10 protein-coding genes are annotated in these 12853 nt (G+C 67.1%); 4 read left to right on the forward strand and 6 right to left on the reverse strand.

Going from position 1 to position 12853, the window contains the following annotated elements; translation table 11 throughout:
* The first annotated feature begins 219 nt into the window (after positions 1 to 219).
* Complete coding sequence (locus AC07V5_RS07210) at positions 220 to 1200, forward strand: reverse transcriptase family protein (RefSeq protein ID WP_495114953.1); 981 nt, start codon at positions 220 to 222, stop codon at positions 1198 to 1200.
* A gap of 25 nt (positions 1201 to 1225) precedes the next feature.
* On the opposite strand, the gene AC07V5_RS07215 is transcribed toward AC07V5_RS07210, so the two are convergent.
* Both AC07V5_RS07215 and AC07V5_RS07220 read right to left on the reverse strand, forming a co-directional pair.
* Positions 1226 to 2428, reverse strand: coding sequence for an erythromycin esterase family protein (locus tag AC07V5_RS07215; RefSeq protein WP_495114954.1), 1203 nt, complete (start codon positions 2426 to 2428; stop codon positions 1226 to 1228).
* A gap of 55 nt (positions 2429 to 2483) precedes the next feature.
* Positions 2484 to 4052, reverse strand: coding sequence for a flavin monoamine oxidase family protein (locus AC07V5_RS07220; RefSeq protein ID WP_495114955.1), 1569 nt, complete (start codon positions 4050 to 4052; stop codon positions 2484 to 2486).
* Positions 4053 to 4181: 129 nt separating this feature from the next.
* Here AC07V5_RS07220 and AC07V5_RS07225 point away from each other — a divergent pair, with 129 nt between their 5' ends.
* Positions 4182 to 5378 (forward strand): hypothetical protein, encoded by a 1197-nt coding sequence (locus tag AC07V5_RS07225; RefSeq protein ID WP_495114956.1) that lies wholly within the window; start codon positions 4182 to 4184, stop codon positions 5376 to 5378.
* A 95-nt stretch (positions 5379 to 5473) separates the two neighbouring features.
* Here AC07V5_RS07225 and AC07V5_RS07230 read toward each other — a convergent pair whose 3' ends face one another.
* A complete protein-coding gene (locus AC07V5_RS07230; protein ID WP_495114957.1) occupies positions 5474 to 5785 on the reverse strand; it encodes a hypothetical protein in 312 nt (103 codons plus the stop codon).
* Between the two features lie 332 nt (positions 5786 to 6117).
* Here AC07V5_RS07230 and AC07V5_RS07235 point away from each other — a divergent pair, with 332 nt between their 5' ends.
* Both AC07V5_RS07235 and AC07V5_RS07240 read left to right on the forward strand, forming a co-directional pair.
* Positions 6118 to 8223 carry a dockerin type I domain-containing protein gene (locus AC07V5_RS07235; protein WP_495114958.1) on the forward strand — a complete coding sequence of 702 codons (2106 nt, stop codon included), beginning with the start codon at positions 6118 to 6120 and terminating at the stop codon, positions 8221 to 8223.
* A gap of 85 nt (positions 8224 to 8308) precedes the next feature.
* Complete coding sequence (locus AC07V5_RS07240; RefSeq protein WP_495114959.1) at positions 8309 to 8869, forward strand: cohesin domain-containing protein; 561 nt, start codon at positions 8309 to 8311, stop codon at positions 8867 to 8869.
* Between the two features lie 2 nt (positions 8870 to 8871).
* Here the strand turns inward: AC07V5_RS07240 and AC07V5_RS07245 are convergent, their stop codons facing one another.
* The 3 genes from AC07V5_RS07245 to AC07V5_RS07255 all read right to left on the reverse strand — a co-directional run bounded on the left by AC07V5_RS07245 (position 8872) and on the right by AC07V5_RS07255 (position 12833).
* Positions 8872 to 9507, reverse strand: coding sequence for a response regulator (locus tag AC07V5_RS07245; protein ID WP_495114960.1), 636 nt, complete (start codon positions 9505 to 9507; stop codon positions 8872 to 8874).
* A 207-nt stretch (positions 9508 to 9714) separates the two neighbouring features.
* Positions 9715 to 12105 carry an apolipoprotein N-acyltransferase gene (gene lnt, locus AC07V5_RS07250; RefSeq protein ID WP_495114961.1) on the reverse strand — a complete coding sequence of 797 codons (2391 nt, stop codon included), beginning with the start codon at positions 12103 to 12105 and terminating at the stop codon, positions 9715 to 9717.
* Between the two features lie 53 nt (positions 12106 to 12158).
* Positions 12159 to 12833: a hypothetical protein gene (locus AC07V5_RS07255; RefSeq protein ID WP_495114962.1), complete on the reverse strand. Its 675-nt coding sequence runs from the start codon at positions 12831 to 12833 to the stop codon at positions 12159 to 12161.
* Positions 12834 to 12853 lie beyond the last annotated feature (20 nt).

A 12853-nucleotide genomic window follows, 5' to 3' on the forward strand; every position in this document is an offset into this window, starting at 1 on the left:
ATGGAGCCTCCGATGTGGAGGCGCCGTGAAGAAAGGATGCCTTCAATGGCAAAGCAGCAACGACGTCCTCGCCGTCGGCGCGAGTCGAGAAGCAGCTGGCTTGCAAAGCTGGAGTTGGTGCTTAGAGCCACGGCCAGCGTGGCCTGGTTGATCAGGACCTTCGGCGGTCTGTCATGAGCTGGTTCTCGAAGCCTCTCGAAGCCTCAAGAGGAGTTGAGTGTGAGCTATGCGTTGAACCAAAGTCCGTTCTATCGCATACAGAGCCGGCGGCGCCTGGCTCGCGACCTGCTCGGCCTGCCCTTGCCGAAGCTGGAGCAGCTTTGCAATCAATCCGACAACTATCGTTCGGTCATCCGCGTCACTGGCGGCAAGCAGCGACAGATCGACGTGGCCAAGCCTCTTTTGCAGGTCGTGCACACACGCGTGAGCGAGTTGCTCAATCGTTTGGAACTGCCACCTTATCTGCACTCAGGACGGGCCGGTCGCTCGCATGTGACCAATGCCTTGGTGCATCTCGGTGCACAGAGGCTGGCGAAGCTGGACATCCGGCATTTCTTTCCTTCAGTCACCCGAGAGAGGGTGTGGGACTTCTTCGCTACCGCGCTGCAATGCTCGCAGGATTGCGCCGCAATACTCGCGCGGCTTTGTACGCATCGTGGCAGTCTTCCCATCGGTAGCTCCGTGAGTCTCGTGCTGGCCTTTCACGTCGTACGGCCGCTTTTGGATGAACTCCACTGCTTGGCTGTTGAGCGAGACCTGCGTTTCAGTTGCTATGTTGACGACCTGACGTTCTCGGGGCCTGACGCTGACGAGGAGTTTCTTGATGTCGCCATCGCCTGCGTGCGCAAGCATGGCTATCTGCCGCATAGCGGCAGGTGCTACGCGCTTGATGAAGAGCGATTGGTGACCGGCGTCTTGCTTGCATCCGATGGAGCGCACGTACCTGCGCAGCATCTGGCGCGCATCGAGCAGGTTCGGCAAGTTGTCGCGCAGATGGAGGATTTGGAGGCGCGGCTGATCGCAACTGAGCAACTCATGGGGCGTCTTGCTGCCGCGGCGGCCATTGATGCCAGCTTGCTGACCCAATTGAACGCGCTCACCAGAGAACGCCGTCGATTGCTGTGGCGTGCAAGGCCTGCCCCGCGATCTGTCAAGCGCGATGGCAAGCCACATTTGCACCCACGCGGGCTTTCTGCCTGAGCATTCCCTCGCGGGCCGTGCGCCTTCACCGCTCCATCTTTACCGGCGCCAGGTCGCGGATGTAGAACACGCCGTCCCACTGCGCACCCAGGCCGACGCCGGTGCCCAGGGGCATGCTGTAGCCGAACTCCATGCCGCGGGCCGGCAGGCCGATCTTGAGGCGCTTGGGCGCGTTGAGGAAGGCAAAGCCGGCCGGGTCGCTGGCCAAGGCCGCTTCGAGGCTGCGCGGATAGGCGGGCGGCATGGGCAGCACCTCGCCCGACGCGAATTCCAAGAAGCTGCCTTGCAGCGCGGTCAGGTTCAGCACGTAGTAGTCGCGGCCCAGCTTCTGGCCGAGGATGTCGCCGGCGTAGCGATGGCTGTCGTCGAACTTCACGCCGCGTGCGACGTGGATGGTGTGCGCCCAGATGACGGCCTTGCGGCCCGGGTAGACGCGCTGCAGCTGCCACAGCACGTTGTTGGCCATCTCGTGATCCCGCAGATAGTCCCCGCGCCAGAAGTTGGCCGCCTGGGCCCGCAGGCCGGCCAGGCTGCGGCACAGCAGCTCGTCGCCACCGGGCTTGCACAGCGTGGCCTTCAACCGCGCGGCCACCGCCTCAAAGGTCTTCGCGTCGCCGCTGGAGGGTGGCGTGCGGTCCATCTGCATCAGCTTGTCGGCCAGGCGCTCGAACACCGGCCAGTCGCTGGCGTCGCCTTGCAGCCTGGCGCGCAGCCGTGGCGGCAGCTCAATGCGGCTCAAGCCCCCGCTGAGCTGGCTGTCGATGCCCGACAGCAGCATCGGCTTCGGCCCTGCCTGCGCCTCGTCAAGATAGCGCAGCAGCGTTCGCCCTGCGTCGCTCTTTGAGTACATGTAGAAGACGTTGCCCGGCGCCAGCGCATCGAGCTTCTCGCCGCGCTGCATGGCCTGCTGCAACAGCGCGACGTCGAACACGCCGCTCTCCAGCAGCAGCACGTCGAAGCCCTTGCGCTCGTGCAGATAGCGCAGCAGCCGCGTCTTGAGTTCGAACTCCTGGCGGCCGCCGTGCGTCTGCTCGCCCAGGGCCACGACGCGGGCGTTGCCGATCGCATCACCGAAGGCCTGCAACTGCGCGTCGCTGAGCTCGGCGGGCGAGTTCGCCGCCATCGGTTTCATCTGGGCGCGCACCCAGTCCATCGAGCCCGTATCGGCCGCTTGCGCGCCCGTCATCCCCATCGTCAGCGCCACCAGCGCCAGCCACTTCCTGCTCATCACCACCTCCTTCGGTGGACGGCAGGATAGCCATTCGCAACTGGTATCAGGCGCCTCAGGAGAGGCCCAGGCCAGGCTCCTGTGCGGCCTCGTCCACGGGCTGCGCTGGTATGGTCGCCAGCGCCAGCTCGGCGCTGTTCAGCGCACCTTCGATGAAGCCCTGGTAGTCCGAATAAGCCTCGCCGACGATGTGCAGATTGCGCGCACCGCTGCCGAAGTCGAAGGCCTTGAAGGCCTCCATCACCTTCCACGAGCGCACGCCCGGTTGCCAGCCGTGGTTGGCAGCGCCGTAGGGCGCGCGCGCCCAGTCGCGGATGCCGTAGGTGATGATGGAGTTGCGGATGTAGCCGGCCGTTTCCGCCAGGCTCAGGCCGCCGAAGATGCGGCGGGCGTTGTCGGTCAGCTTCAGGGCCGATTCGGCGTTCGATTCCGCCGAGCGCTTCACGTCGCGAGCGACGAAGAGGGCGAAGGCGTCCACGATGCGCGCGTTCTGGTCCAGCTCGGCGCGGTCGTGGTGGTCGCCGTCGATGACGTAGTGGCGCCAGAACTCGGTGGACGGGCGGTCCATGTAGAGCAGCACCATGCCGTGGCCATCGGCATCGGCCTCGGGCGGGCGGCGGAAGTAGTGGATCTCGCGCGTGGGCATGCAGTTGGCGTACTGCTGCGGCGCCTGGCCATGGCTCCACCAAGGCATGTTGCAGACGAAGAAGACCTTCAGCATCGGGAAGCCGTTCACGCTGTCCAGCTGCGAGGCGACGTGCTCGGGCAGGTGGCGCGTCAGCTTGAGCAAGGGCAGCCGCGGCAGCGCGAGGATGAGGCGCTCGGCGCGCAGCGTGAGTGCGCCGTTCTGCGTTGCCACGTCCAGTGCCAGCGTCGGCTTGCCCAGCTCCACGGGCCGCACGCCCATCAGCTTGTGGCCGCCGGCCATCGTCACGTTCGCGTGGCCGCGCAGCCGCGCGAGCAGCCCCTCGGTCAACTTGGCCGAACCGCCCTCGATGCTGGCCAGCTGCTGGCCCACGGTCTTGAGCGCGCGCAGCCACCAGATGATCCATTCGGCCGCGTTCAGGTTCTCCGGGATCATGTGATAGAAAGTTCCGGTGTCGCGCAGCTTCACCAGCGCCCGGTGGCTCAACACCCCTTGGGCCGACAGCGCGTTCCAGAAGCCCATGTCCCACAGCGGCTGGCCATGCAGCTGGGCATGCTTGCGCAGCCGCATGTAGTCGGCCTCGGTCAGCGCGTCGATCCAGGCCTGGTCATCCGGCGCGCGGCCCATGATGAGCATGATCCCGCGCTGCAGCAGCTGCAGCGAGTTCAGCCCGCGCTCGGCCTCGGGCAGGTCGGCATCGTTGGTGGCGAGCTGGTCGGCCGAGGGGCCGGAGAAGTCCACCAGGCCCACGCCCAGCTCGGCGCACAGGGCGGCAAAGCGCGGCTGCAGCGTCGGCTCGAAACGCATCGGCCCGTACTCGGCGATGAAGCCGTCCATGTCCTCGGTCTCGATGCGCCCACCCCAGCGGTCGGCCGCGGCCTCCAGCACGAGGATGCGGTGGCCGGCATCGGCCAGGCGCAGCGCGCAATACAGGCCCGACACGCCGCCGCCGGCGATGACGATGTCATAGGTCGTCATGGGAGTGCTCCACTTGTATGTACAACTGGGGTGGGAGCATATCGGAGGCTTCTGATCGAGTGGCGGGAACCGATGTTCAACGTAGAGCCGCAGCTACCATCGCGGCCCCATCTGCCAAGGCCTTTTCGCATGAAGCTTTCGTCGATCCCGGTGTGGGCGTGCCTGCTGCTCGCCACACTCCTTGGCACCGCGCACGCCGCTACGCCGGCGCCACTGCATACCGAGCTGACGCTGACGCACATCGCTGCGGACAAGTGGCGGGCCGACTACGTTTTCTCGGAACCCATCACCGCCATCGAGTTGGGTGCACCCATCCGCAACTACCGCGGGCAAGCCTGGCGCGTGCTGACGCCGGGGGTGGAGCTGGCCGGCCGCGCCGACCACGAAAGCCTGCGCAGCGCCAAGCCCCTGACAAAGCTGAGCGTCGAGATTGGCGCCTACGACGAGTTTGCCGAGGGCGGGCAATATGCCCCGATCAACCGCTTCTCCGACGGCGGGTGGGACTTCTATCTCGGCTTCCTGTACGGCGCGCTGACCCAAGGCGAGCGCACGCGAACCATGGATGTCGCGCTGCACATGCGCGGCCTGCCCGGTGAAACGGCGGCCGCACCGGCCAAGCCCGGCACCGAGTTGGAGGGCTATGCCTACTTCGGGCCGAACAAGCCGGCCCGCATGGGCCAGGTGGACGTCATCATCGACCCGCAGGCGCCAGCCTGGCTGCGCGAGGTGCTGCGGGACACGACCGCCAAGGTGTCGCAGTTCTACGAGCAGGCGCTCCAGCGCAAGTTGATCGGCACGCCCTTGGTGTCCTTGGCCGTGGTGGGCTTCGACGGCCCGCCCGGCGGCATCAGCATCAAGGGCGGCGCCGTGGGTGGCGGCATTGCCTACCGCCTCGAAGGTCGCGGCCTGGTCGACGATCACCCCAAGAAGCGCAGCTACATCGCGGGCCTGGTGGCGCACGAGATGGCGCACGTGTGGCAGGTCAACGTGGCGCGCGGCGGTGTCGGCGAGAGCGATCCCTGGGTCCACGAAGGCGGCGCGGAGGCCCTCATGCTGGAGGCCCTGCGTTCGACCGGCATCTTCAGCGACGAGATGAGCGAGCAGTACACGCAAAAGCTGCTCAAGGAGTGCGATCAGCTCCAGGGCGACCTGACGGTCTATCGCGGCCTCTACGCCTGCGGCTTCAAGCGTTTCAAGGGTTATGCGATGGCGCCGGTGCCCCTGTGGCGCGCCATGCTGGCCCGCAGTGAGAGCAGCGGCGAGTTCTATTCGGAGGCCATGATCCAGGGCATTCTGAGTACGGCGGCGGCAGCGCCGGCGCGCTAGGGTCGGCCGCGCTCAGGGCGGTCTTCAATTGGTGGGCGAGGGCGGCGGGCGGCCTAGTGGCAGCGACGGATGAGGGCTTTGCAGCGGAAGCGGACTTACACGCGCAATTCCGACAGCCGCTGAATCCCAGGTGGACTGATTCGGCAGCACCACTTCACGTGTCGTGCCCAACCGCGCTCCGCTGTCGCCTCAACTGTGCCGCGTGCAACCAACGGGTCGGCATGGCCGTGGTCGTCGACGTCATCCATATAGATGTCCACAACCAGCCCCTCCTGCAGATAGACGCTTGCGCCAGAGGAATCCGCCTTGGAATCTTCTGCAGACAGCAGGACCAAGTCGCTCTCCACCATCTCATTGAGATCGACGTACAGCCGTGGTCTATCCAGGGGCGCGTCAGCTGGAAGCATGGTGTGGACAGGGTTGATCAGACGAGAGCATAGAAGACCGCTCTCAGCCCAAAGCGGCCGTCGTGACGACTGTTTCAGTGTGAGCGTGCCGCTGGCGCAGCGCCCCACCACGCGCTTGACCGCCACCTGCAGTGCCTGCCGGGCCACTACCCATCCAAACGGATCAGCCGCCCCATCCGTCTGTCGGCTGGGCAGCCCGTGCGGCGCTACCTAGACTGGCCTGAACTTGCGTGCGACGGGTTTGTTAGGCGGGCCTTGGCAATGCCGCCGCCGCGCGCCAGCGGATCGAGCGAGCAGTGATGAGATTCCACACCATTGACGGGGAGCATTCCATGCTGACATTGATTGCCCATACTGGGCGGCGCATGGCGGTGATGCTGGCGCTGATATTGGCGGTGTTCTATTGCCAATCACCCGCGCTGGCACACAACGACGGCGCCTATTGGCACGATTCCGGGGCCGCTGCGCATAACCCCCAATGGATGCTGACCATCGGCAAGGCGAAAAAACTCACCGAACTTTCTCTGCCGGGAACGCATGACAGCGGAACCTACACGGGCGTGGGCGGTGAAATCGCGCAAACGCAGACCATGAGTATTCGCGAACAACTGGATTCCGGCATCAGGTATCTCGATATTCGCCTTAAATACTACGACCGCTTTGCCCTTCAAGACTGCAATCAATACTACTCGTCGCCGAACTGCGAACTGCTGGTATTTCACAGCTGGGTCGACATGTTCCTTCAATTCGAAGGCGGCGTGCTGCGGCCGACCCTTGCATTCCTGAAAAACAATCCGTCGGAAATAGTCATCATGCGGGTCGTCATGGAGGAGGCCGACTGTAAGTGCAACCCCGGGCCGGCGCTCAGTGCCTTGCTGCAAAGAGAAGCCGTCCTTGACGGTGTGGCAACGGGGCAAAAGTATTCGGATTACCTGCTGCCCAGCACTTGCCCTCGTGCAGACCTGGTGTCCCTGGGGCCGGTTCGCCCTGTCAATGCAAAACCTGATCCGAACTCGTGCGACGCCCGCGGCAAGCTGCTGATCACTCAACAATACATGGGTACCGCGCTGGCGGCCAATCAATACTATCGATTCGACAATTCATCGGGGTTTACGGACCGGAAATTCGAAAAGCTGCGTGGGAATTTTGATCTCTATGACTGGCTCTGGCTTCCTGTCAAAGGCCATCTTGCAGAGGCCGCCACAACGGCTGGCTCGACGGACTTCTACCGCATCGGCATCGGTGGCTCGGACGGTGGGTTTCCGTATTTCTTCGCCAGCGGCCATTCCAGTTCGCAGACGGGCGCTCCGCGTCTGTCCACCGGGCTGGTGGACGGCATCACGGCCAATGCTTCCACGTATCCCGACTTTCCACGCACCGGATGCGCCCTCGGCCTGTGCACGATCTCCTACGAAGGAATGAATACGCTGGTGGCGGACTATGTGATGCGCCCGCAATTCCACTTTGCCCAGAGTCGCGTCGGGATCATCAGCGCCGATTTCCCGGGGGCGCGTTTCATCACGGCGGTTGCCAGCGTGAACTCCGGCGTCACGTTCAATCGCCCGAGCTTCGGTTACTCCCTGGTGACATCTGACGGCAGGCCCTACAACCCCGGTACCTGGGCGAACAGGCAGGTCGTGATCAACCCGGTTTGCGATGTGGCCTGCGTTGCCAACCGCGCGGTGGTGTCAGAGGACCTTCCGGATGGATTCACCTACACCTTGTCGGGCGGTGGGTACACGGTCAGCTTCGCGGCCAGTCCCGTCCGGATCGACATGACGCCTCCGACCGTCACGGCGGCTGCGACGACGCAGCCCGGCCCCGGCGGCTGGTACACCAGCAACGTGGTCGTCCACTTCACCTGTGCGGACGTGGGCGGTTCCGGCGTCGCGGACTGCCCCGCCGACCAGACCCTGAGCAAGGAAGGCACGGCGTCCTCCAGCTTGAAGTTCGCCGTGGACGGCGCGGGGAACAAGAGCGAAAACGGCAACATCGTCTCGGTCAAGATCGACAAGACACCGCCCGCCATCGTCTACAGAGGCAATCTGGGCTCGTACGCGCCAGGACAGAACATCGACATCCGGTGCGAGGTCTTGGAAAAGCACTCCGGCGTTGCATCGAGCACCTGTGCAGACATCCGGGGCCTGGCTTCTTCGTTCGGCCCAGGCAGCCACAGATACAGCGCTGCTGCCACCGATGTTGCCGGCAATACGGGCACGGGTTCCGCCACGTTCACCGTCGTGACGATGCCTGGAGACGTGACCTTCGACGGCGTCGTTGACTGCCGGGATCACGCTGTCGTGAAGGCTTCGTTTGGCAAGCGAGCCGGCATGCCCGGGTTCGATGCGACGGCGGACACGAATGGCGACGGCGTGGTCGATATCCGGGACCTGTCGTTTGTTGCGCAGAAGCTTCCGGCGGGCACGACCTGCCCCTGACGGATCGTCAACGAACGAGACGGCGCGCAGCCCTCGTCGGCGACCTGAATACATCGGTTCAACGTGATTGATCGAAGGAGAAATGATGAAGCAGACCTTCTTGTGGGGGATCGTTCTGGCGCTCCTGGCGGTGCCCGCGTCGGCGACGACCCTCTCGTTCACTGCCCAGCCTGCTGCGGTGCATGTCGGTGACACGTTCACGTTGAGCGTGCTCGTTGCCGACGCCACAGACCTGTACGGCTTCCAGTTCGATGTCGCCTTCGATCCGACGATCGTCCAGGTCAACGACGTTCTTGAGGGCGCCCACCTGACGGCGGGTGGCCGGGCAACGTCGTTCGTCCCAGGCGCCATCGACAACATCGCCGGCACGGTGTCATACACGGCCAGCACCTTGCTCGGGCCTGGTCCCGGCGCAACGGGCGACGGCCTTGTCGTGCACCTGTGGTTTCAGGCACTCGCCACGGGGCAAAGCGACCTGTTGTTCAGCAATGTCGTGCTGCTCGATTCGACCCTGGCGGAGCTCGCTACTTCGCCAATCGGCGGGGCTATCAACGTTTCCAGCGTGCCGGAGCCGGCGTCCGATGTGCTGCTCGGCATCGGGCTGGCGGTCTTCGCCGCGTCGGCTCGGCGGCGGATGCGAAATTGAGCCTACAAAAACCGCCGATGCTCGCGCAAATGCGCCTGCCCAGCGCTCACCGCTTCCGCGCGGTTGCGCACCCTGAGCACGCGGAAGACGGTGACCAGATGACCCTTCACGGTGGGTTCGGCCATGCTCAGCGCGCGGGCAATTTCCTTGTTGCTGCGCCCCTGGATCAACTGCGCCAGCACTTCCAGCTGGCGCTCAGTGAGCGATTCTTCAGCCACTGCCGTCGAGCGTTGGCGCAGGAACGCCGGCACGTAGCAGCCGCCTTGCATGACGAGTTCCACCGCAGCGAGCAGCGTGCGCCCGTCAACGCTCTTGGGCAGCCAGCCGGAGGCACCTTCGCGCAGTGCGCGACTGGCCAGATCGGGGTCGGTATCGGCAGACAGCAACAGCACCGGCAAGAGCGGAAAACCGAGCCGCAGCGTGGCCAGTGCTTGCAGCGGCGCCATGCCGGGCAGGTGAACGTCCAGCACCACCAGCGCCACGTCGGGCCGCGCCGCCAGCACCGCCTGCGCCTGCGCCAGGTCGGCCGCCTGGCTGACCTCGCAGCCACCAGGCAATTCAAGCAGCAGCTGCGCCAGGCCCATGCGCAACACCGCGTGGTCGTCGACGATGAGCAGGTGCACGGGCGCGCTACCCATCGCTTTAGCCGGCGTGCCGGAAGGCGTGGGGCTTGCCGTCACAGGTACTGAAGTCAGGAATTTCAAACACCCTTGCGCTCTCCCTGGCGATCACCCGCTGGTGAACGCTGATCTTCAGACCTTTTCTACCAGTTTTCATCCTTCCGAGTAATCCCAGGCGCAGCCCATCACCGCAGCCACATGCGGTCGAGCAACCCGCTTCAGGGGTCAATGGGCCACGGCGCGCAGCAGCAGCCAGGCCGGCAAGCCCAGATACAACGCGAGCAGCCCCAGCCGTTCAAGCCAGGCGCGCACCGGCAGCGCCTGCTGTGGCCGCACCAATCCGCCCGCTAACGCGCCCACCTCGATCACCGCCCGCACCGCCGCCGCGCACAGCACCACGCCGGCAATCCATGCCGCCCACCACAGCGCAAATGCCTGGAGATAGGCCGCCAGCCCGTAGCTGTAGAACTCCCCGAACGCGCTGCCGTAGGCGATCTTCTGGTGCAGTTGGAAGGCGGGCACGGCCAGCAGGAAGGGCAGCAGCAGGAACTTGACCGCCGGCTGCGCGAGGCGGCTGGGTGGCCGCTGCGCGCGGCTGCGTGCACAGGCCCACCAGGCAGGCGCGGAGGGCTGCTCGTGCACGGGCAGGCCGAGGGCGCCGGCCAAGGCCCAGGGATCGGGCAGGCCAAGGCCGTGGGGCCAGCGCGCGCCCGAGTTCAGGCGCAGCCAAGCACCGGCGCCGGGCAGGGGCAAACGCCAGGGTTCGATGGCGGCGATGTCGCGCAGCGGGATCTCCAGCCGCCTCGTGCCACGCGTCAGCGCCAGCAGGCCGTCCGCCAGCGTGACCTTCGCGATGCAGGCGCGCAGCACCGCCCAGGCCGCGGCCTCGGGGATGAGGCACAGGGCCGTGAACATGCGGATCAGCGCGAAGGTGTTCGTCTGCAGCGTGCCGTCGCCCCACAGCACCGCTGCGCCCATGGCCAGCGCGCCGCCGCGCGAGATCAAACGCAACAGGCCGGCCACCGCGCGGGCGGCAGGCGGCAGCACGACGACTTCGGCGGGCAGCGTCGACGGCGCCGCCACGGCCATCGCGCCCAGCCAGCGCCGCAGCACCGCCAGCGCGGCCAGCCCCACGAGGAAGCCGGCTGCCGCCTGCCCGACCCAGTCGCCCCAGGCGACCATCAGCGTGGGCGCCGGGTCGCGCACCGGCAGGTCGCCGATGACTAGCGTGCGCTCGCCCATACGCGTGGCGGCGATGACCTCGCCGCGGGCATCGATGACGGCGCTGAAGCCATTCGTCGTGACGCGGAACTGCGGCAGCCGGGTCTCGATGCTGCGAAAGGCCGCCACCGCCTGGTGCAGTGCGGCTCCCTGCGTGTGGTCGGTGAACCAGGAGTCGTTGGACATCGTCAGGATGACCTGCGCGCCCAGTCGTGCGCCGGCAATCGCGAGGCCGGCGTCGGTGTCGTCCAGGCAGATCAGCGGCAGTACAGGCACCTCGCGGCCATCGGCCAGGCGCAGCGGAAAGACGCGTGCCCCCGAGCCCGGCCGCCAGGCACCGGCGCCGGGCAGCCAGCCGCGCACGGTGGGTGTGTCGGCCCAGGCGGGCAGGTACTCCGTGAATGGGAAGAGCCGGGTCTTGCGGTACATGCCCAGAAGGCCGCTGCGAGGCGAGACGAAGGCGGCGGCGTTGTATTCACCGTCCGCGTCCCGGTCGTAGGTGCCGAACACGAAGGGCACGCCGGCCGCGTCGACGATGGCCCGGATCTCGGCGTCCAGCTCGGCGCCGGCCTCGCTCTTGGGCTGGCCGAAGCTGGTGGGGTAGACGGTCTCGGACCACAGCACGGCGTCCACATGCTGGCGCTCCACCGCGTCGTAGCTCATCGCGAAATGGGTGTCGAGCACCTCACGCACGACGGCGCCTGCGCCCTTCTCACGGCGCAGGCGCTCGTAGTCGGTGATGTTGGACTGGACGAGGCCCAGGCGCAGCGGCTTGGCGGCAGAGGGTGGCTCGGGTTGCAGCGCGGTGAGGCCGTAGCCCGCCAGCAGCAACGGGCCGAGGGCCGCCAGCGCGAGCGGGGCCGCGACCCCACGGAGGCCCTCGCGGCGGCGGGCCAGGGCGGCGGCCACCGCCTCGTTGGCCAGCAGCAGCACGACGGTCAGCCCGGTGGCGCCGCCCAAGTCCGCGGCCTGGCGCAGCAGGCGGGCGGGATAGAGGCCGTGGCCGAGGGTGTCGCCCAGCAGCCGCGGCAACGCCCATTCGGCGGCGACCCAGGCGGCCGCGCCGGCGAGCGCGCCGATCACCGCGCCACGCTGCCGCCTCACAAGGTGTCGCACGGCGGCGAAGACGAGGATCTGCGGCTGGAACAGCGGCGCCAGGAGCAGCAGCATCGCCAGGCCCGCGCCCGCGCCGACCTGCGTGTAGGCCCCGAGCGCGCTGCCGAACCAGAAGAACACCGCGGCCGTGTAGGCGACCGACATCGCCCAGGCACCGAGCAGCGTGGGGCCGAGCCGGCTTTCAGCATCCAGCGTGCGCAGCCACGGCACCAGGGCGACGAAACCCAGCATCCACGCAGGGCCGCCGCGGGCGTACAGGCCGCACAGCAGCGCGGCCATGACAACACCGGTCCACCGGCTGCGGGCGAGCCGGCTTGGCAAGGCGGCGAGGGTCAACGCGCGCCGTCCACGCGCGCAGGCACGACGATGCGCCGGATCGGCAGCCCCGGCGGCGCCAGCTCGGGCGGCACGACGCGGTCGGCCGGCACGGCGACCGTGCGGCCGTTGACGACCAGCGTCTGCGCATCCGGCGAGAACATCAGGATGGGCTCGATGCGCTGGCCGTCGTCGGTGGCCTGGTGGTGGCGCACATAGCCGGGCGGCAGTGCAAAGCTCTCGGGCACGGCCAGGCCGATCAGCGGTGGCCGCGTGCCGGGCGGCGAGAAGGCACCGAGGCCGGTGCGCACGCCGGCCGCGTGCAGGCGGTCAATCACTTCAGCCATCGTGGGGCGTTCGCCTTCGTTGACGTAGTCGGCCAGGTCGGGGGTCTGGTCACCGCCCGGGTCGCGCAGGCGTGGGATGCGGGTAGGAGGGGCGGCGGGCGCTGCGATGCTCGCCAGGCTCACCGCCGCCGGGGCTGCCGGTGCGCTCGGCTCGGCTTGTGGTGCCGGCGCGGCGGGCAGGCTCAGGGCAACCGCCGCGGCCACCGGCACCGCGGGCGCCGGGGCGTCAGCGGCCGGCCACCACAGCGCGATGCCGCCGGCGACGAGTGCCAGCGCGATGGCGAGCCACCACGGCGACGGGCCCCAGGCCGCGTCGCTCGATGGCGTTGGCTTGCGCTCGTTCATTCGCGTGGCCCGCCGTGGCT

Source organism: Roseateles sp. GW821-FHT02E12, assembly GCF_059421665.1.

What these genes read in the sequence shown, in the direction of transcription:
- AC07V5_RS07215 (WP_495114954.1), bottom strand. Translation starts at nt 2,428, where the DNA reads ATGAGCAGGAAGTGGCTGGCGCTGGTGGCGCTGACGATGGGGATGACG.
- AC07V5_RS07220 (WP_495114955.1), bottom strand. Translation starts at nt 4,052, where the DNA reads ATGACGACCTATGACATCGTCATCGCCGGCGGCGGCGTGTCGGGCCTG.
- AC07V5_RS07225 (WP_495114956.1), top strand. Translation starts at nt 4,182, where the DNA reads ATGAAGCTTTCGTCGATCCCGGTGTGGGCGTGCCTGCTGCTCGCCACA.
- AC07V5_RS07230 (WP_495114957.1), bottom strand. Translation starts at nt 5,785, where the DNA reads ATGCTTCCAGCTGACGCGCCCCTGGATAGACCACGGCTGTACGTCGAT.
- AC07V5_RS07235 (WP_495114958.1), top strand. Translation starts at nt 6,118, where the DNA reads ATGCTGACATTGATTGCCCATACTGGGCGGCGCATGGCGGTGATGCTG.
- AC07V5_RS07240 (WP_495114959.1), top strand. Translation starts at nt 8,309, where the DNA reads ATGAAGCAGACCTTCTTGTGGGGGATCGTTCTGGCGCTCCTGGCGGTG.
- AC07V5_RS07245 (WP_495114960.1), bottom strand. Translation starts at nt 9,507, where the DNA reads ATGGGTAGCGCGCCCGTGCACCTGCTCATCGTCGACGACCACGCGGTG.
- lnt (WP_495114961.1), bottom strand. Translation starts at nt 12,105, where the DNA reads ATGGCCGCGCTGCTGTGCGGCCTGTACGCCCGCGGCGGCCCTGCGTGG.
- AC07V5_RS07255 (WP_495114962.1), bottom strand. Translation starts at nt 12,833, where the DNA reads ATGAACGAGCGCAAGCCAACGCCATCGAGCGACGCGGCCTGGGGCCCG.